General features: G+C 70.9%; 16 protein-coding genes and 4 pseudogenes. 11 read left to right on the plus strand and 9 right to left on the minus strand.

Annotated elements, in window-relative coordinates; genetic code table 11:
• The first annotated feature begins 14 nt into the window (after positions 1-14).
• The 6 genes and pseudogenes from ACFW01_RS28210 to ACFW01_RS28235 all read left to right on the plus strand — a co-directional run.
• Positions 15-1,529: a DUF4127 family protein gene (locus ACFW01_RS28210; RefSeq protein ID WP_384508089.1), complete on the plus strand. Its 1,515-nt coding sequence runs from the start codon at positions 15-17 to the stop codon at positions 1,527-1,529.
• On the plus strand, positions 1,526-3,277 hold the full coding sequence (locus ACFW01_RS28215; RefSeq protein WP_384508092.1) for an FAD-dependent oxidoreductase: 1,752 nt from the start codon (positions 1,526-1,528) through the stop codon (positions 3,275-3,277). Before ACFW01_RS28210 ends, ACFW01_RS28215 begins: the two co-directional genes overlap by 4 nt.
• Before the next feature lie 59 nt (positions 3,278-3,336).
• Entirely contained in the window at positions 3,337-4,074 is a 738-nt protein-coding gene (locus ACFW01_RS28220) for an N-acetylmannosamine-6-phosphate 2-epimerase (RefSeq protein WP_384508095.1), read from the plus strand.
• Positions 4,075-4,077: 3 nt separating this feature from the next.
• Entirely contained in the window at positions 4,078-6,714 is a 2,637-nt protein-coding gene (locus ACFW01_RS28225; RefSeq protein ID WP_384508098.1) for a hypothetical protein, read from the plus strand.
• A 55-nt stretch (positions 6,715-6,769) separates the two neighbouring features.
• A pseudogene (locus ACFW01_RS28230) lies at positions 6,770-7,116 on the plus strand (transposase); the annotation flags it as partial.
• Between the two features lie 236 nt (positions 7,117-7,352).
• Positions 7,353-7,469, plus strand: a pseudogene (locus ACFW01_RS28235) (transposase); the annotation flags it as partial.
• 198 nt (positions 7,470-7,667) lie between these two features.
• Here the strand turns inward: ACFW01_RS28235 and ACFW01_RS28240 are convergent.
• The gene (locus tag ACFW01_RS28240; RefSeq protein WP_384508182.1) at positions 7,668-7,943 is read right to left on the minus strand and encodes a hypothetical protein; all 276 of its coding nucleotides are present in this window, start codon (positions 7,941-7,943) and stop codon (positions 7,668-7,670) included.
• Between the two features lie 1,209 nt (positions 7,944-9,152).
• Here ACFW01_RS28240 and sbnA point away from each other — a divergent pair.
• The 4 genes and pseudogenes from sbnA to ACFW01_RS28260 all read left to right on the plus strand — a co-directional run bounded on the left by sbnA (position 9,153) and on the right by ACFW01_RS28260 (position 11,999).
• A complete protein-coding gene (gene sbnA / locus ACFW01_RS28245) occupies positions 9,153-10,178 on the plus strand; it encodes a 2,3-diaminopropionate biosynthesis protein SbnA (protein ID WP_384508101.1) in 1,026 nt (341 codons plus the stop codon).
• 107 nt (positions 10,179-10,285) lie between these two features.
• Positions 10,286-10,462: pseudogene (locus ACFW01_RS28250) on the plus strand (glycosyltransferase); the annotation flags it as partial.
• Positions 10,463-10,467: 5 nt separating this feature from the next.
• Complete coding sequence (locus ACFW01_RS28255) at positions 10,468-11,097, plus strand: DUF2064 domain-containing protein (protein ID WP_384508179.1); 630 nt, start codon at positions 10,468-10,470, stop codon at positions 11,095-11,097.
• A gap of 149 nt (positions 11,098-11,246) precedes the next feature.
• Entirely contained in the window at positions 11,247-11,999 is a 753-nt protein-coding gene (locus tag ACFW01_RS28260; RefSeq protein WP_384508104.1) for a class I SAM-dependent methyltransferase, read from the plus strand.
• 477 nt (positions 12,000-12,476) lie between these two features.
• Here ACFW01_RS28260 and ACFW01_RS28265 read toward each other — a convergent pair whose 3' ends face one another.
• The 7 genes and pseudogenes from ACFW01_RS28265 to ACFW01_RS28295 all read right to left on the minus strand — a co-directional run.
• Positions 12,477-13,364 (minus strand): cytochrome c biogenesis CcdA family protein, encoded by an 888-nt coding sequence (locus tag ACFW01_RS28265; protein ID WP_384508107.1) that lies wholly within the window; start codon positions 13,362-13,364, stop codon positions 12,477-12,479.
• A gap of 12 nt (positions 13,365-13,376) precedes the next feature.
• The gene (locus ACFW01_RS28270; protein WP_384508110.1) at positions 13,377-13,964 is read right to left on the minus strand and encodes a redoxin family protein; all 588 of its coding nucleotides are present in this window, start codon (positions 13,962-13,964) and stop codon (positions 13,377-13,379) included.
• 88 nt (positions 13,965-14,052) lie between these two features.
• Entirely contained in the window at positions 14,053-14,415 is a 363-nt protein-coding gene (locus tag ACFW01_RS28275; protein WP_384508113.1) for a Crp/Fnr family transcriptional regulator, read from the minus strand.
• On the minus strand, positions 14,412-14,756 hold the full coding sequence (locus tag ACFW01_RS28280; RefSeq protein ID WP_384508116.1) for a Crp/Fnr family transcriptional regulator: 345 nt from the start codon (positions 14,754-14,756) through the stop codon (positions 14,412-14,414). Before ACFW01_RS28280 ends, ACFW01_RS28275 begins: the two co-directional genes overlap by 4 nt.
• A gap of 194 nt (positions 14,757-14,950) precedes the next feature.
• Positions 14,951-15,436, minus strand: a complete 486-nt coding sequence (locus ACFW01_RS28285) for a hypothetical protein (protein ID WP_384508119.1) — start codon at positions 15,434-15,436, stop codon at positions 14,951-14,953.
• Between the two features lie 114 nt (positions 15,437-15,550).
• Positions 15,551-16,135 carry a methyltransferase domain-containing protein gene (locus ACFW01_RS28290; RefSeq protein ID WP_384508121.1) on the minus strand — a complete coding sequence of 195 codons (585 nt, stop codon included), beginning with the start codon at positions 16,133-16,135 and terminating at the stop codon, positions 15,551-15,553.
• A 61-nt stretch (positions 16,136-16,196) separates the two neighbouring features.
• Positions 16,197-16,490 (minus strand): annotated as a pseudogene (locus ACFW01_RS28295) (flavin reductase family protein); the annotation flags it as partial.
• Positions 16,491-17,037: 547 nt separating this feature from the next.
• Between ACFW01_RS28295 and ACFW01_RS28300 the strand changes: the two are divergent.
• On the plus strand, positions 17,038-17,163 hold the full coding sequence (locus ACFW01_RS28300) for a hypothetical protein (protein ID WP_384508124.1): 126 nt from the start codon (positions 17,038-17,040) through the stop codon (positions 17,161-17,163).
• 40 nt (positions 17,164-17,203) lie between these two features.
• Here ACFW01_RS28300 and ACFW01_RS28305 read toward each other — a convergent pair whose 3' ends face one another.
• Entirely contained in the window at positions 17,204-17,965 is a 762-nt protein-coding gene (locus ACFW01_RS28305; protein ID WP_384508127.1) for a FadR/GntR family transcriptional regulator, read from the minus strand.
• Positions 17,966-18,109: the final 144 nt, after the last annotated feature.

Below are 18,109 nucleotides of genomic sequence, written 5' to 3' on the forward strand. Positions count from 1 at the left end.
AGAAAGAAACCCCGTTGAACGCCACTGACACACTCCGGCGCCCAGCCCCCCGCATCGCCCTCATCCCGCTGGACGAACGCCCCGCTTGCGCCACCCTGCCGGGCATGGTCGCCGCCCTGGCCGGTGTCACCGTGGAGGTCCCGCCCACCGCGCTGCTGCCCCGCCTGCGCACCCCGGGCAACCCCAGCGCACTTGGTGACTGGCTGACGCGCTCCCCGTCCGACGCCGCCGTCGTCTCCCTGGAGACCCTCGGCTACGGAGGCCTCATCGCCTCCCGCACCCAGGCCGCCACCGTCGCCGGAGTCACCGCCCGCTGGGAGGCCCTGCACACCCTCGCCACCGCAGGCACTCCAGTGCACGCCGTCACCCTTGTGACCCGCACCCCAGACTCCGACGACGCCATGGAGGAGCCCGCCTACTGGGACCCGTACGGCCCCGCCCTGCACCGCCACTCCGCCGCCCTGCACCGAGCGGCGGTCGAAGGCGCCGAGCCCGCGCCCTCCGAGGTCCCGGAAGAAGTCCGCGCCGACTTCCTGACCCGGCGGCTGCGCAACCACGCCCTGAACCTCGCCGCACTGGGTCTGCTCACGGACGGTACCCTCACCTCGCTGGTCATCGGCGCCGACGACACCGCGCCGCACGCCCTGGCCACCGCCGAACTCGGCTGGCTGACCACCTGGTCGGGCTGGCTCGACGTCCCCGGTGTCGCCGTGCGGCCCGGTGCCGACGAGGCGTGCACGACTCTCGTAGCCCGCACCGTGGCAGGCCTCCTTGGAGTCCCAGAGGTCCGCGTCGCGGTCGAGGCGGTCGATCCCGCCGGCCTGGATCGGATCGCGCCGTACGAGAACGTCCCCGTCGGCCGCACCGCTGCCGGGCAGGTCGCCGCGTGCGGGGGAGTGGTGACCGAGCACGACGCCGACGTGCACCTGCTGGTCCACACCCCGGACGGCAGCGGCGCCGACTGGGCCGTCGCCCCGGCCTCAGACGCCGACCGCCCCGCAGGGGCCCGAGCCCGTGCCGAAGCGGTCGCCACCCGCGCCGCCGCACTCCTCGCCGGAGGAAGCGAGGTGGCCGTCGCCGACTGCGCCCTGCCCAACGGTGCAGACCCGTTCCTCGTACGCGCCCTCGCCGAGACAGGCATCGCCGACCGGCTCGCCGCATATGCGGGGTGGAACACCGCCGGCAACACAGTCGGCACAACCGCGGCGCATGCCGTCACCCGAGTCGTCGCGAAGCGGGCCGGTGTCCTGGACGAGCGGGCACATCGCCGCCTGCTGCTCCACCGCTACTTGGAGGACCACGCCTACATGACGCGCGCCCGCGCCCTGGCCCGCGCCGAGCTGAACAGTGTGCCCGGCCGGCATGACCGGGTGGCGGACGGCCACCCCGTTCTCGGCCTCATCGAGGAGGAGCTCACCACCATGCAGACGGGACTCGGGCTGATGCTCGATCTGCGCGTCGTGCCCGGTTCGGTCCGGCTCCCATGGAACCGCACCTTCGAGATTGACTTCGCACTGGAGGACCGATGAGCGAGTACGAGACCGACATCGCCGTCATCGGGGGCGGACTGGGTGGCGTCGCCGCCGCGCTGGCAGCAGCCCGCGCCGGGCGCCGCGTCGTGCTGTGCGCCCACGCCGACCGACTCGGCGGTCAAACCACCACGCAGCTCGTGCCCGCCCTGGACGAACACCCCCATGTCGAGACCTTCGGCGTCTCCACCTCGTACCGCCTCCTGCGCGATCTGGTCCGCGCCGAGTACGGCGGCGCCGCCAACCCCGGCGGCGGCTGGGTGTCACGACTGTGCGCCGAGCCCGCGGCCTTCGAACGCGCACTGGAGACCCTGCTCGCACCGCACGCCGACGCGGGCAGGCTGACCGTGCTTCGCGGCCTGACCCCGCACAGCGCCGTCCGCGACGGGGACCACCTCGACGCCGTCGTCCTCACCCAAGCCGACGGCGTCCGGGTGACGGTGCAGGCGGAGGTGTTCTGCGACGCCACCGAATCCGGGGACCTCCTTCCGCTCGCCGGAGCCGACTGGGTGTGCGGCTCCGAGGGCACCGACGCGTACGGCGAAACCCTCGCCCTGCCCGGCGGCCCCCGGCCAGACGCCGTACAGTCCTGCACGGTGGGCTTCGTCGTCGAACACCGTGAGGGTGAGGACCACACCGGCCCCGAACCCGAGGACTACGCCGTCCTGCGCGACAGTCAGCCGTTCACCCTAGATATCGCCGGTTGGGACGACCGCGTCCACCGCTACCGCATGTTCACCGAGGGTCCCGACGGCCACCCGCCGTTCTGGACGTACCGCCGTCTGCGCTCCGGCGCCCTCCTCGGCGGCGACGACATCGCACTGATCAACTGGGCAGGCAACGACTACGCCGGCACGTCCGCCTTGGACGATCCCGTGGGCGCCTACGCCCGTGCCAAGCGGCTCAGCGCCGCGTTCCTCCACTGGCTGCGCACCGAGGTCCCCCGCGACCAGGGTTCCGGCACCGGCTACCCCGGCCTGATGCTGCGCCCGGACGTGACGGGCACGCCCGACGGGTTCGCCGCGGAGGCCTACCTGCGCGAGTCACGCCGACTGCGCACCGGGCGCGTCGTGCGCGAGCGGGACCTGCTGCCCATGCCGGGTCAGGCACGCGCCGCCACCATGCCCGACTCGGTCGGCCTGGCCAGCTACCACATGGACCTGCACGCCCGCATCGGCCACCCCACCAGCGCCTACGCGCCCACCGCCCCGTTCCAAGTTCCGCTGTCCGCCCTGGTGGCCCTCACCCCCTCGAACCTTGTCGCCGCAGCCAAGAACCTCGGCGCGACCCAGATCGCCGCCTCGGCCTACCGGGTCCACCACGGGGAGTGGGCCGTCGGCGAGGCGGCGGGCGCCCTCGCCGCCCACTGCATCGCCCGCTCCCTGGCACCCGGCGCGGTCGTTGCCGACCGACGCGAGACAAGCCGCCTCCAACGAAGCCTCGCCGCCGAGGGCGTACCGCTGGCCTGGCTGCGCGATGTACCCCTCGACGCGGACTTCGCCGTGGCCGCGCATCTGCTCGCCGCCGCCGACGGGCTCGCAGGGCGACGGCGCGCCGAACTGGACGTACGGCCCCACGATCCCACCACCGACCAGGACCGAGCGGCCCTGCGTGCCGCCGCGGAACGTCTCGTCGGGGGGGCGTTGGGCGATGCACCCGAGGAGTCCGACGGTTCGTGGGCGGCGTGCGTGAAGGCCCTCGGTACCGCCCTGGACCGGCATCTGGCCGTCACGGAGCAGCCCGCATGACCCCCTCACCACCACTCCCGACTCATGCGTGCAGGGCCACACCCCAGGAAAGGCCACTCGTGGATCAGCGGCAGTCCAGCGCCACGTCGTCCGCAGCCACTGCATTCCCGGGCGCCCAGCGCTTCCTGTGTGCCACGGCCGGTGCACTCGTCGTCTCCTGCCAGGCCCGCCCCGGTGAGCCGCTGGCGAAGCCGCACCACATGGCCGCCATGGCCCGCACCGTCGTCCTCGGCGGGGCGGCGGCCGTCCGCGCTGAGGGAGTCGACGACGTCGCCGCGATCCGGGTGGCCGTCGACGTCCCCGTCCTGGGCTTGTGGAAGGACGGCCACGAAGGCGTCTACATCACCCCCACCCTGCGCCACGCCCTCGCCGTCGCCCAAGCCGGGGCCGATGTCGTCGCCCTGGACGGCACCGACCGCCCCCGCCCAGACGGTCGCACCCTCGCCGACACCGTCGCTGAACTGCGCGCCGCCGGCATTGCCGTCATGGCCGACATCTCCACCGCGGCGGAGGGCACCGCCGCCATCGAGGCGGGGGCTCAGCTAATCTCCACGACCCTTTCCGGCTACACGCCCACCAGCTCACGCCAGGACGGCCCGGACGTCGCGCTCGTCGCCGAACTCGCCGCCGCACACCCTGGCTTCCCCGTCGTCGCCGAGGGCCGCTACCGCACACCCGAAGATGCCGCCCGCGCCCTGAAGGCCGGCGCCCATACCGTCGTCGTCGGCGGCGCCATCACCCGCCCCCTGGACCTGACCGCCCGCTTCGCCGCCGCACTCGCCCCGAAGGACGCCTGAGCCATGACCGACACCACGCTCCCCGGCCACCGCGCCCACTGCCACGTCGTCACCCACGTCCACTGGGACCGTGAGTGGTACCGGCCCTTCGAGGCGTTCCGCGCCCGACTCGTCGAACTCGCCGAGCAGATCTGCGCCGAACTCGACGACGGACGGCTCGGCGCCTTCCACCTCGACGGGCAGACCATCGTCCTCGCAGACATCACCGCGATGCGCCCCGACCTCGCCGAGCGGCTGCGCGCCCACGCCGCGGCCGGCCGCCTCACCGTCGGCCCCTGGCACGTCCTGGCCGACAACCAGCTCGTCTCCGGCGAGAACCTGATCCGCAACCTCCTCGCCGCCCGACGCTGGGCCGGCGACGCCAACCTCGCCGCCGTCGGCTACAGCCCCGACGCCTTCGGCCACCCGGCCGACCTCCCGCGCATCCTCTCCGGCTTCGGCATGGACACCGCCCTGGTATGGCGCGGCGCACCCGCCGGCGTCGCACGCTTCCGCTGGCGCTCCCCGGACGGCTCGGAGGTGTTCGCCGTCAACCAGGCGTACCACGCGGCCGAGGTTCTGTGGCCCGCCCAGGCGCCTGACACCGGGGAGGACGGCCGCGTCGCCGAATTCCTGCGAGCCGAACGGGACCGCCTGGCCACGGGCCCATGGTTGCTGATGAACGGGGGCGACCACCTCGCCCCTTCCGACGCCGCCGCCCGCGTCGCCGCCGTCCGCGATCGCGCCGCGGCTGAGAAAGTCGAGATACGCGAGTCGACGCTGGAGACCTTCTTCGCCGAAGCTCGCAAGGCCACCGCTGTCGAGGAACTCCCCTTGTACAAGGGCGAATTGCGGTATCCCGGCGACCGGCTCACCTTCCTCCTCCCGGGGACGCTCTCCGCACGCACCGATCTGAAGCAGGCCAATGCCGCGTGCCAGACGCTCCTGGAGCGCTGGGTGGAGCCCGCCATCGCTCTGCACGCCCCCGACGACGCGACACTCACCGCCGAACTCCGCCACGCCTGGGAGCTGCTGCTGCGCAACGCCCCGCACGACTCGATCTGCGGCTGCAGCGTCGACGAGGTCCACCGCGAGAACGAGGTCCGCTACGAACGCGTCACTCAGGTAGGGGAGCACCTGCTGCGACGCGCTCTGCTCGCCTCGGGTCTCGACACCCGTCTGTACGGCGAACGTCCCACCGAGCAAACGGATTTCGCCGTCCTCAACCCGCACGCAGCGTCCCATACCGGGCCGGTCGAGGCCGACATTCTCACCGACGTCGGCCGCTACCCCACTGAAGTGACCGGCCCCGACGGCAACCCGGTGCTGTTCGAAGCTGAGGACCTGGGCGTCGAGACGTCGTTCGAAGCCGATCTGGACCTGCTTCCTGACTCCACAACCTCGCGTCGGCACCGTCTGCGGCTGATCGCGTCCGGCGTGCCCGCCCTGGGCCGAGCCCTCTACCGCGTCCGACTCACGGACGCCAGCCCCGTCTCGGCTCGCGCCCACACCGAGAACGGCGTCGGCGAACTCACCCTGCCCGACGGTACCGTGGCCCGCGCCACCACCGACGCGTCCCTGACCCTCTCCCTTCCCGACGGACGCACGGTCGAAGGCTTCGGCCGCCTCATCGACGGCGGAGACAGCGGCGACACCTACAACTACGACCCGCCCCGTGACGACAGCCTGCACACCCCCCGACTGCGCTCCGTACGGCGAGTTTCCTCCGCGGTCCGCACCACACTGGAGCTGGAAGCCGAGCTGACCGTCCCCGCAGCGCTCACCACGGACCGCACCGCCCGTCACGCAGACACGGTCACCCTGCCCCTCCAACTGGCCGTCACCGCTTGGGCTGGCGAGAACGCCCTGCGCTGGACGATCGACATCGACAACCGTGCCGAGGACCACCGCCTGCGCCTGCACCTGCCCACGCCTGACGGCACCGGCACATGGACCGGCGACGCCCACTACTCCCTCGTCGAGCGCCCCGTCATCACCGACCTAGGGCCACTGCCCGACCAGCCCGGCCATGAGGCTGTCTGCGCCTCAGCCCCCGTACAGTCCGGTGCCTCGATCGGCACCGGAACTGGTCGCGTCCTTGTCGTCGCGTCCGGCCTGCCCGAGATGAGGGGCATCCCAGGCGCGACCGAAGGCGCCGAGGAACTCGTCGTCACCCTGCTGCGCTCCGTGGGCTGGCTCTCCCGCTTCGACCTGCGCTCCCGTACGACGGGCGCTGGCCCGATGCTCCCCACACCGGATGCGCAGATGCCCGGTCACCGCACTTTCACGCTGGCTACAGCGAACGGCGCGGAAACCGACCTGTCAGAGTTCGCGGCCGCTCAGCGGGTACCGCTACGGGCGCTGCAACTCCGCCCGGGGGCCGAGGCAACCGTCCCGGGACACGGACCGACCGTCAAGGGGGCGCGACTGGCGGCTTTCAAACCCGCTGAAGACGGATGCGGCACGATTCTCAGGATCTCCAACCCCACGCCTGACTTGGCAGAAGTGACCGTGGGCACCCACAAGGACACTGTCGCCGACGTCTGCCGTCTCGACGAGACCCTCGACCCGGCGGCCCCTCCACCTGTGACCGCGGACGGCGAGCTTCTCTGGAGTGCCTCCCCCTTCTCGGTCCTCACACTGCGCCTGACCACCTCATAAAGGGATTGGATCAGCCGTCCGCCTCGGCCGACCGGGTCCGACCTGCGCCGGCTAAGCGGACGTCGACCGAGCCTGGCAGGCGTTCCTGCGACGCTTCGACCTGGAGCACACCTTCCGCCTGTTCAAGCAGATGCCGGGCTGGATCCGTCCCCGGTTGCGGGACCCCGAGGCGGCCAACTGGTGGACCTGGCTGATCATCGCCACCTACACCCAGCTACGGCTCGCCCGCCCAATCACGCGATCGCCGGCGACCTGCGACACCCGTGGGAGAAGCCGGCCGCGCCACACTGGCTCACACCTGTCTGGGCCCGGCGGACGCTTCGGAACCTTCGCCAGCACCTGCCCTGCCCCGCCACAGCACCGAAACTCCACCTGCCAGGCCCCGGGCGCCCACCCGGCACCGGCCCGCTATGACATGGGCAAACCGTGCGCTGCGAACCCCTGATCGCCCTACAAGGTTGAAGGATGGATTAAAGAAACTTCCTAGTTACTGGCTCTAACAAGAGCTTCTGATCATGAGGCTGTCGGCCTCTCTGCTCGTATGTCTGGGTATGGGCAATCGTCAGTCGGGGCCGTGGATCGTGTCGGATGGACTGTGGTCGCTGGTGGAGCTGTTGCTGCCGAACCCGGGGCCGAAGATGCTTCAGGGCAAACCGCGGGTGCCGGAGCGGCAGGCCCTGTGCGGGATCCTCTTCGTCCTGCACACCGGCATTCAGTGGGAGTACCTGCCCCAGGAACGCGGCTGCGGCTCGGAAATGACCTGCTGGCGGCGCCTTGCGGCCTGGAACGAGGCCGGCGTCTGGGACCAGCTCCACCAGCTGCTGCTGAACGAGCTGCGGTCGAAGAACCAGCTGGACTGGGAACGGGCGGTGATCGACTCCTCGCACGTGCGGGCTGCCCGACGGGGCCCATACCGAGCCCGGCCCGGTAGGCCGCGCACGGCCGGGCAGCAATCACCACTTCATCGTCGACGGACAGGGCATCCCGCTCGCGGTGTCGCCGTCGTCCATGCCCGCAGTCCGAGCTCCCTTGTTGTCTGCAACCCGATGGACCGCGTAACGCAATGTCATCGAGTCGTGCACGAAATTGAACAGGTTGTCGAACCTGCGGCCAGAGTCGGCCGCCGCCCAACGGTGAAGCTTGGCCTGCATCCCCGATACCCGCCCACCGGCCCCTTCCGGATCCTCGACACGCAGGGCGCCGCCGTTCGACGGCGCATCTTTCGGCATTGCAGCCTCCTTCCCTTCTCGATACCGCTGCCGCCCTTCCCCATGTGCGCGGGCTTTCCCCGGCTCGGAGTAATACGGCGGCTCCGCCCCGGCCCGGTCCGATCGGCCGACGATGAGCCCAGCTCGTCGACCAGGACGGATCCCTGGTAGCGGGCGTGGACCGGAACGGTTCCCGTGTTCACTGCAACTCGCTCGACGAAGTAGGAGCCCAGCTCTGTCCCTGCGGCCTCGCCACGGTTACCCCGCAGCACTTCATGGTGGCCTCCCGACGGGCATGTCAAAGCCCGTCCGGGAGTTCCCCGCTCCGATCATCCGGTTCGAGGACGCACCGCATCCGGCCCATATCTGCACAGGCTTTAGCCGGCGGGGGTTGAGGGTCGTAAACGCTGGATTCTCTCGCACTCCTCTTCATCACGCTTGCCGGACCCAGGCCATCTGGCAGTTCTGGCCCGTCCCGGCTTTGTCGGGGCTGCTCTCGCCCTCACCGGCATCTCCCGGATCGGCTGCCCCCAGCTTCATCACCCTGCTGCGACAGGGATGACGGCGACGGTCTCTCTCCTGCGCACGAGTTCACAGCGCCTCACGGCGCACTGACACCACCCCCAGGTCATCCGTTCGACAGGGGGAGCAGTCACGCCGGGCCCAGAGGCCAGCGGACCTATTGCAGGACCGCGGAAAACATAACGGGGGCAACACGTGCGAACCCGTAGCGAGGACAGGCCGTCGGCCCAGGCAGACGGCCCCGGACGGTGCCCCGGCGCCTGTCCAGATCTGCGGGCGATGAGCGCTTGATCGCTGGCCCGAGATTCCACTGTCCTGCGAAAGGAGACGTCTCCTGGTGAGACGGCCGCTCAGCAGGCAGGCAACAACGTGCAAGTCCTCCTCATACGGTGGCTCCCTGGCGACGAATACCTAGCGAGACAGCAGGATCCACGACCGACACAGCCAAGGGGTCCTCATGACGGGACGGCAGCTCTGGGTGACCGGCAGTAACCGCTCGGTCGCCGCACAGTGCCGAATCCCCGGTCATGGCTCACTTCCGGGCCCGGTCGGGAAGGGGCCAAGTGGTTGACCTCGCCGTAGACGAGTTCGCCCACAACGGCGTGGCGCGGTCCGGGGAGCTGCGGATCATCGACGACTTCTTCCACGAACTGAGGCGGCACGGCTGAGCCGTCCCGCCGACCCACGGACACCTCCGAGGAGTGCATCGTGCCAGTCATCACCGCCCCCCAGTCCTTCAACGAGGAAGACCTCTACGTCGACCTCGCTCCGATGCTCGGGCACCGGCTCTTCCTCAAGTGCGAAGGCTTCAATTTCGCCGGCTCCATCAAGCTGAAGGCGGCCACCGAGATGGTGGAGTCCGCCGAACGCAGCGGAACGCTCTCCCCGGACTCGATCCTGGTGGAGTCCTCCTCCGGCAATCTCGGCGTGGCGCTGAGCATGATCGCGGCGAGCAAGGGATACCGGTTCGTCTGCGTGACGGACTCCCGCTGCAACCTGACCACCCGGCTGATGATGGAAGCCCTGGGCAGCCAGGTGCACGTCGTCTCCGACGAGCACGCCACCGGGGGCCTGCTGGGCGCGCGGCTGGCCCATGTGCGGGCCCTGTGCGCCGCGGACGCACACTATGTCTGGCTGAGTCAGTACACCAATGCCGACAATTGGCGGGCCCACTACTTCCGGACCGCTCCCGCCATCGCCCGCCGGTTCCCGCGACTGGACGTCATGTTCATCGGTGTCGGGACCACCGGCACCCTCATGGGATGCGCCCGCTGGTTCCGCTCCTGGCACCGGCCGGTGAGGATCGTCGCTGTGGACAGTGTCGGCTCCGCCATCTTCGGGGACCCGCCGGGCCGCCGGATGATCCCGGGCCTGGGCATGAGCACCCGGCCGCCGCTCCTCGACGAGGCGTACGTGGACGAGGCGGTGCGCGTCGAGGAGGTCGACACCATTCGCACCTGCCGGAGTCTGGCGCGGCGCGGTTTCCTCTTCGGCGGTTCCACCGGCACCGTGGTCAGCGGAGCGGCGAGCTGGCTCGCCCGGCACGGGACGCCCGACCTCACCACTGTCGCCATCGCCCCGGACCTCGGCGAGCGCTACCTGGACACCGTCTACCAGACCAACTGGGTACAGGCCCTCTACGGTGACGACGCCCTCGCCCCCGAGCAACTCCCCGACGATACGTCACCCCGGTCCTCCGCACCGTCCCCGCGGGTCACCCAGGGACGGAGATGACGCCGAACAGGTCGGTGGTCGCCCACGAGGACCCTCCGGCTGATCCCACCGCGATGTCGACGGCGACCCCCCGCCGACTGGGCCTGCGGGGACGTGCGCCTCACGGCGCGGGGTGGCGGGTCACCGAGCACGACGTGCCGTACCTGCCCCGCACCGGGGCGTCGAAGGTCACCGGGACCTGGCGCGGCACCTGGCACGCGGTACGGGACATGCGCGGCGTGCTCGCCGAGCGACCGGAGCAAAGGATTCCGCGTGACGCGGCCCGCGAGGGGAACACACGGTGAGCATGATGAGCACTCTCCTCGTCATCGCGAAGGAGCCCCGCCCCGGCCGGGTCAAGACCCGCCTCACCCCGCCGTTCACCCCGGACGAGGCGGCCGCGCTGGCCGAGGCGTCCCTCGCCGACACCCTGCGCGCGGTCGCCGCGACGCCCGCCCGGCGCCGGGTGCTGGTCCTCGCCGGTGCCCCGGGGCCGTGGCTGCCGCCCGGCTTCGACGTCGTACCGCAGTGCGCGGGCGGTCTCGACGCACGGCTCGCGGAGGCGTTCGCCGGGTGCGCGGGGCCCGCCCTGCTGATCGGGATGGACACGCCGCAGGTGACGCCGGAGTTGCTCGACGTGGACTTCGCGGGCTGCGACGCGTACTTCGGTCCGGCGGAGGACGGCGGCTTCTGGGCGCTGGGCCTGGCCCGCCCCGACCCGGCCCTGCTGCGGGGCGTGCCGATGTCGACGCCGGTGACGGGGGCCGTGCAGCGCGAGCGCCTGCTGGCGGCGGGGCTGCGGGTACGGGATTTGCCGCCCTTGCGCGACATCGACACCGCCGCCGACGCCCGGGCCGTCGCCGCACTGGCCCCGCACGGCCGTTTCGCCGCCCGGCTGGCGGCGCGTTCGGTGTCCACTGGCAGACAGGCATGCCCATGACCGGCCCATCTAACGAACCGGCACGCACCGGGACACACGAAGCGGTCCACGATGGAGTGAACGGGCCTGCTCTCAGACGAATGAACGCAGCTGTGAATCGAGCCAGGAGTGGGCTACCCGGTGGGCCGGGTCGGCTTGAGCGGTGGCCGATGCTGACAACCGCTGCGCCCTGGGCCGCTTCCGACCCCTACACCACTGCCCTACGCGCCGGCCACGGTCCTCTGTACCTGCGCCGCACCGACGGCTGGCTGCTGCCGCTGGACGTGGAACGCTGGTGCGCGCGAGCAGACCCGGTCGATCTGGAGGTTCTGGACCGGTGCGAGGGAGCCGTGCTCGACGTAGGCTGCGGACCCGGCCGGCTGGTGTCGGAACTGACCAACCGTGGCCGAACCGTACTCGGCATCGACGTCAGCGAGACCGCAGTCACGCAAACGGAGCGGCTCGGCGGGCAGTCACTGCTTCGCTCGGTCTTCGACCCGCTGCCCGGCGAGGGACTCTGGGACACCATCCTTCTGATGGACGGCAACGTCGGCATCGGTGGTGACCCCCGCGCCCTGCTCGCCCGCGTCGAGTCGCTGCTCGCGCCCGAGGGCCTGCTGATCGTCGAGACTGATGATATCGACGTCTGTGAATGCACGCTGATGCAGGTCATCGACGTGACTGACTCCCGTGCGACCGGCCGCCCGTTTACCTGGGCGCGGCTGGGTACGCCCGCCCTACTCCGCCACGCAGCGAGAGCCGGCTGGCGCCCCGTCGCTCTGTGGACGTCAGGGCAACGCCGCTTTGCCGCACTGCGCAACAGCTGTAGGTCTAGGAGCAGCGCCGAGCCACTGAACAGCCCGGCCGTGACCAGCGGCCGGCGGGCGAGGAAGCCGTCTGCCGACGACACTGCGACCGGTTGATAGCGTCGGCTGCCCAGCTGCTGATTTGCGGGAACCACAGGAGGAAGCGCGCGAGTTCGTGGATTCCCGGAGGGTTCAACCGCTGAATGCGCACGTCGTCACTGGGCTGGAGACGGGAACGACGTCGGGTCGGTCTGTGACTGCAGAAGATACGGCGGTTGTCAGAGCTTTGGAGATCGGCGGCGTACGCCGCCGCTGGCGTCCAAGGCGCGACGAAGATGGCGGCCGGAGCGGTCGTTGACGCAAAGGTCGGGTGACCGGCGGCCAGGCTACGGGACTTCATCGCCGAGCCGAGGACCCCTCGGGCCGGCATTCTTCCCGAACCCGATGCACCTCCATGCCCGCCGCCGGGCAGTGACGAAACCGGTTTCGGCTCCCGTTCCTGCGCGCGGTAGCGGGCGCGGCCGGACTTCTCGCCGCGCCGCCTCGGACACGTAAAGGAGCGGCGTCACCAAACCCTCCCGAACCCGCTTCGGCTCAGGCCCGGCGCTCGGGGACGGCAGGGATGTCCGCACGGGCGGGCTGGCGGGAGCGTCTGCGGTGGCGGACCAGCAGTGCCGCGAGGAGCAGGAGGGCCAGGAGGACGGTGATCACGGCCGGTCCGGCGGTGTCCAGTGCGTCGGCGAGGGCGCCTTGGACGGTGGCTGCCGCGTCGATGACCGGGTCGGCTGTCGAGGGATCGCGCTGTGCGCGGATCTCGTACCAGCCGTAGTAGGCGACGTAGGCGCCGACTAGGAGGAGCAGGCCGCCGCCGAGCCGGGGGGCGATCGCGCCGAGGCGACGCAGCCGGGTGACAGCGGTGGTGCGGGTGAGGGCGACGGTCAGGGAGGCGGCGCCGACGATCAGGCCCATCCCGGCGGCGTAAGCCGTGAACAGGGTGATGCCTTCCGCGGTGGAGCCGCTGCGGAAGGCGGAGACGACGATGGCGAGGAAGGGAGCGATGGTGCAGCCGAGGGAGGCGGTGGCGTACGCCGCGCCGAACAGCGCCATCGAGGGTAGGGAGCGGGTCAACTTCGGTGCGCGCCGGAGCTTCGGGGCCATGCTGGGCAGTTGGCGGCCCGCGAGCAGCCATCCTCCGGCGGTGGCGATGAGCAGGCCGAAGGCGATGGTGAACCAGGGCAGGTGCTGCTGGACCTGCCCGGCGACGGGTTGGATGGCGAGACCGAAGACGGCGAAGAGGGTGGTGAACCCGGCGGTCATGGCGGTGGTGGCTGCCAGGGCGCGGCCGACGGCGACGGTGCGGCTGGGGGTGTCGTCGCCGAGGACGAGCAGGGAGAGGTAGGCGGGGAGCAGGGCGAAGCCGCACGGGTTGACGGCGGCGAGCATGCCGGCGCCGAGCGCGAGTGCGAGAGGGAGGTCGGCCATGGCGGGTCCTGCTCAGCCGGTGAGTCCGGCGACCTTGTCGGCGAGGCCCTTGCCGCCGGGTAGGACGCCTTCGTAGACGGTCTTGCCGGTTTTGTCGAGGATCACGTAGTGGCTCTGCTGGGTGACCTCGAACCGCTTCCACACCTCGCCCTTCTCGTCGGACAGGTGGGGGAAGGAGCCGGTGCCGGTGTCGGCGACGAAGTCGCGCATGGCGGCGTTCTTGTCGAGGCCGGCGACGCCGACGACGTTCACCTTGCCCGCGTTGTCGGAGGCGACTTTGGCGGTCTCGGCGGCCTGGCCCTTGCACGTGGGGCACCACGGAGCCCAGAACCACAGCACGGTCGGCTTGCCCGCGAGGGTCTTCGCGTCGAACGGCTTGCCGTCCACCGTGGTCGCGGAGAAGTTCAGCACCTGCGGTACCTGCGCGCCGCTGCCGCTGCCGCTGCCGTCCGAGGCCGCCGGCTGAGCGGGGGATGACGCCTCCGGTGTGGCGGCAGCTCCCGCGCCGCTGCCGGACGTGGAGCCTTCGCCGGATCCGCATGCGGTGAGCGTGAGGAGGGCGGCGGCCAGGGTGACCGGGAGGAGGGTGCGGGCGTGCAAGGAGGACTCCTGTGGGTCGGTGGTGGTGGCGAACGTAGTTGCTGGGAGCTCGGACGGGCAGCGGATCGCTGCTTACGGTTCGGTGACGTCAGCCCGCGGCATCCTTGAGCCTTTCGGGGACGAGGACGGTGATGCGTCCGCGGGCGAGGCGGAGCAGGCCGTGGTCGGCGTAGTCGCGCAGGACCTTGGTGCAGGTCTCGCGGGAGTTGCCGGCGAGGGCGGCGAGCTGTTCGTGGGTCAGGGCGATCTGGGGGTGGCGTCCGACCGGCCGGAGCGGGCCGGCCGGGGGCTGGGCGCTGGTGAGGGTGGTCAGGGTGGTGGCGATGCGCTGGGCGACGGTCTTGAAGACGCTGTCGGACAGGCGTTGTTCGAGGTCGGCGAGGCGGAGGCCGAGGATCGCGGTGATCCGGGCGTCCGAGAGCAGGAACTTGTGGACGTCCGTGCGGCTCATGACGCATACGACGGTGCGTCGAGGGCTTCGGCGTAGTTGTCGTACATGTGCTGCCTGAGCAGGACCATCTCGCCGAAGATGGTGCCCGGGGAGATGATCGCGGTCGTCAGGGCTCGGCCGTCGGCGGAGACCCTGAAGACGCGGACTCGGCCCTTCTTGAGGATGAAGAGCACCTCGGAGGGCTGGGTGGGCGAGTAGAGGATCTCGCCCGCGTGGTAGGTCTTCATCGGTGCCGCTGCGGCGATGGCTTCCATCTCCACTTCGTTCAGGTCGCAGAAGATGTCGACCTCGGCCAGGCACCAGGTCCGCTCGGCGTCGTCGTCCGATGTGGCGTGGTTCATGTGGTGCCTTTTCTCGCGTCGTCCCGGGGCCCATGGTGGGGGTGCGGCGCCCCATGCCGGGCTGGCCAGCGCCTCTGCGTTGTTGGCCAGAGAGTAGGGCACCGCCGCGCCGTCGATGGCTATGCGGCGCGGTGCCGCGCCCGGTGGCGCGGCGGGGGCGATGGGGTCGGGTGGTGACGCGGGAGCTTCGCGGTTCATCGGCGGGCCGGGCTGGTGTGCTTGCCCATCGCTTGGGCGATGGACGCGAACGTGGCTCCGGCGAGGAGGCCGAAGACGAGGTGGGCGCCGAGGCTGGAGGCGGTGACGTCGTTCCACTCGAAGACGGGCATGCCCATGTTGGCGGGCATGATCCGCAGGGCGCCGACGGTCCACCACACGGCGCCGTAGGCGAGGCCGAGGACGACGGCGGGGGCGAGGCGCTGGGCGAATTGCCCGAGCACCACGCCGAAGGTGATGCCGGCGAACGTGGCGATCCCGAGGTGGATCAGCCATCCGGCGAAGGCGTTGGTGGAGCCGAGGAGACCGGCGACCATGTTGATCATGGCGGTGTCCATCATGGGCCGGGACACCGACATCCAGATGCCCATCCCGACACCTCCGGCGAGCCCGGTCGCGGCGCCCCAGACCGCGTACATCGGGATCGCGGCGGTCTTCGGGGATGCCTGCACGGTGGTGGTCATGGTGATCGTCCTCCTGTTGCGGTGACTTTCCGTTCTCGTCGCTGACGCTAGGGCGCAGGGCCTATGCAGGTATGTGAGGGCGCTTACGTACTCGGCGGTAGATCGCCGGGGCGATCAGGGTGACGACTTCACGGCGGTCAGCAGGGCGTAGCCGAGGACGCCTTCGGTGACGGCGGCGCGGGCCGCGTCCAGGACGGCCGGGGCCGCGGTCAGGTCGACGCCGGCGTCGGCGAGCCGGGTCGGGGCGGTGATGCGCAGCAGGTCCAGGCGGGCCTGGATCTGGTCGATCATGCGGCTCATCGCCTCGTCATGCCGCTCCGTGGTCAGGATGGTCAGCCCGGCAGCGGTGAGGAGCTTGGCGTAGTCGTCGAGGGGGTGGGCGTGGGCGATGCAGGCGATGCGGGCGGTCAGTCCGCGCAGTTCGGGCGGGAGGTGGCCGGTGTCGGCGGTGACGTCGGTGATGCCGAGGCGTCCACCGGGTTTCAGGACGCGGGCGACCTCGGCTGCGGCCCTGGGTTTGTCGGGGAAGGTGCACAGCGCACACTCCGACACCACCGCGTCGAAGATGCCGTCGTCGTACGGGAGATGCTCGGCGTCGCCTGTGATGAAGGCGGCACGGTCGGCCAGCCCTGCGGCCTGGGCGGCTCCCTGGGCGAGAGCGGTGTTGGCGGGCGCGTAGTCGATGCCGTCCGCCCGCACCCCGTAGACCGTCCAGGCGAGGCGCGCCGTTCGGGGCCGGTTGCCAGGTGCAGGAGCTGAAGCGGTCTCCGGCGGTCTCCGGTACGGCTGGCGAACGCACCGCACACCTGTTCCTGGTCCTGGGAGAGCACACGTTCACGCAGAATTTTCCGGCCGCGACGAGGGCGGCGGCGCTGGCCGAGTGCAGGCCGGAGTAGAAGACCACCAGAGGCGGGTCGAGCGAGACGGAGGTGAAGCTGCCGACCGTGACACCGACCGGTCCTTCCGGTGTCGTGGCCGTGACGACACTGACCGCGGTGGGCACCTGGCCGAGCACACTTAGGAACGTCGCCGCGTCGGCCGCGTCGGCCGACATCTGTGGGGAGTGGCGGTGGGTGTGGGCACGGCGACCTCCTGATGTGTCGATACCGGATCACCCGTGGGCCACGGCCCCCGGAGCGATGGAGGCGCGGGTTTCCGGCCAGTGAACCTGGGGTGGTGTCAGGGCGGCTTGGGTTGGGCGGTCAAGCCGGCCGCCGCTGTTTGCGCCGGCGGCGCAAACACGGCCGGTTTTGTCCCGCCAGCCCAAATTCGTGCGGCGTTTCTGCGGTCCCGGCCCCAAGACAGCGGCACGGAGGTGGCGTGGAATCCCGGCAAGGGCGCCCTCGCCGAAGAGGAGCGTCACTCGCATCGAGCCGCACAGCGCCGGAGCCCACGGGCACGGAGGACGAGACCCTGCCGGCGAGGGCCGCCGCCCCTGCTGCTTGCCAACGCCGCTCGCACCGAAGAGGGCCGTCGGCTGGTGGACGAGGACATCGAGGCGCTGACCGGGGCGGGACTGTTCCGGCTGACCGTGCCGAAGCGCTTCGGCGGCCACGAGGCGGATCTCCGGACGTTCCTCCAGGTCGGCTCCGAGCCGGCCCGTGGCTGTGCCTCGACCGCCCGACCTGGTGCTCGTCGATGGCGACCCGCTGGCCGACATCACCGTCACCTCCCGGATCCTCGGGGTCTGGGCGAACGGGGTCCGGCAGGCGCACGCCACGGTGTGATCCGGCCGTCCGCGCCGCCGGGGCCGTCCGGACGGGACGTTCAGTGCTCCGCGACGTGGTTCTCGGAGGGCTGAAGACTGGTGTTGTGTTCGTGGATCAGCCGCAGTGCCTCGTCACGGTCTCGCCGGTCCAGGGCGCCGACCAGGTCGCGGTGGAGTTCGTGCCGGTGCGCGATGTACTCGCCCAGGGGCTGCTCGCTCGTGGGCAGCACCGTCAGCGTGTGGCTCTCGATCAGGTCGAGCAGATGGGTGTACAGCGAGCTGAGTAGCGCGTTCGGGCTGATCGCGGCGATGGCGGCGTGCAGGCGCCAGTTGGCGTGGACGAAGGCAACGGGATCCGCGGCGGTCACGGCGTGCTCCATGGCGGTGATGTGACGGCGCAGTCCCGCGATGTCGGCGGGTGAGGCATGCCAGAGGGCGTCCTCGATGAGCAGGGGGTCGAGGGCGTCGCGGATGCGCACGGCGTCGGCGACGTCGTTGGCCTGGGCGTCCAGCGCGAGAACGGAGTTGCCCAGGCGGACCATCGGAGACTGCTCGGCGCTGAACAGGCCGCCGCCCGGCCCGGGCTTCACGGTGACCAGGCCGCGGGCCTGAAGGAGCCGCAGTGCTTCGTTGAACGTGCCGACGGACACTCCGCACAGGGTCCGCAGCTGCTCCTTGGTGCCCAGCCGTGAGCCGGGCGGCACACTCTCGACCAGCTCCGCGACCTTCTCAGCGGCGCGCTCGGCCCGTCCCGAGGACGTCTGCCGGGGTGCTGCTTCCGGTGCGCCGTGCCGCGGGGCCCGGTCGGATGTGGCACTCACGTCGTCTCCTCAGTCATCATATTCATCATGCTCATTTTGCGCTGAACTCTTGACGTTGAGGTCACCCGAGCGCAACATCGGGGTAATCATCATGCTGAATTGCTGATGGGGGAGCAAGACCCCGTTGTCGCCGGCGGGCCGTCC

Origin of the sequence: Streptomyces sp. NPDC058985, assembly GCF_042740985.1 — a bacterium.
Taxonomy (GTDB): domain Bacteria; phylum Actinomycetota; class Actinomycetes; order Streptomycetales; family Streptomycetaceae; genus Streptomyces.

Bases quoted from the DNA above. Each gene is read 5' to 3' on its own strand.
- ACFW01_RS28265 (WP_384508107.1), bottom strand. From the start codon at position 13,364: ATGGCCGACCTCCCTCTCGCACTCGCGCTCGGCGCCGGCATGCTCGCC.
- ACFW01_RS28240 (WP_384508182.1), bottom strand. From the start codon at position 7,943: ATGCCGAAAGATGCGCCGTCGAACGGCGGCGCCCTGCGTGTCGAGGAT.
- ACFW01_RS28225 (WP_384508098.1), top strand. From the start codon at position 4,078: ATGACCGACACCACGCTCCCCGGCCACCGCGCCCACTGCCACGTCGTC.
- ACFW01_RS28255 (WP_384508179.1), top strand. From the start codon at position 10,468: ATGAGCACTCTCCTCGTCATCGCGAAGGAGCCCCGCCCCGGCCGGGTC.
- ACFW01_RS28275 (WP_384508113.1), bottom strand. From the start codon at position 14,415: ATGAGCCGCACGGACGTCCACAAGTTCCTGCTCTCGGACGCCCGGATC.
- ACFW01_RS28285 (WP_384508119.1), bottom strand. From the start codon at position 15,436: ATGACCACCACCGTGCAGGCATCCCCGAAGACCGCCGCGATCCCGATG.
- ACFW01_RS28260 (WP_384508104.1), top strand. From the start codon at position 11,247: ATGCTGACAACCGCTGCGCCCTGGGCCGCTTCCGACCCCTACACCACT.
- ACFW01_RS28215 (WP_384508092.1), top strand. From the start codon at position 1,526: ATGAGCGAGTACGAGACCGACATCGCCGTCATCGGGGGCGGACTGGGT.
- ACFW01_RS28280 (WP_384508116.1), bottom strand. From the start codon at position 14,756: ATGAACCACGCCACATCGGACGACGACGCCGAGCGGACCTGGTGCCTG.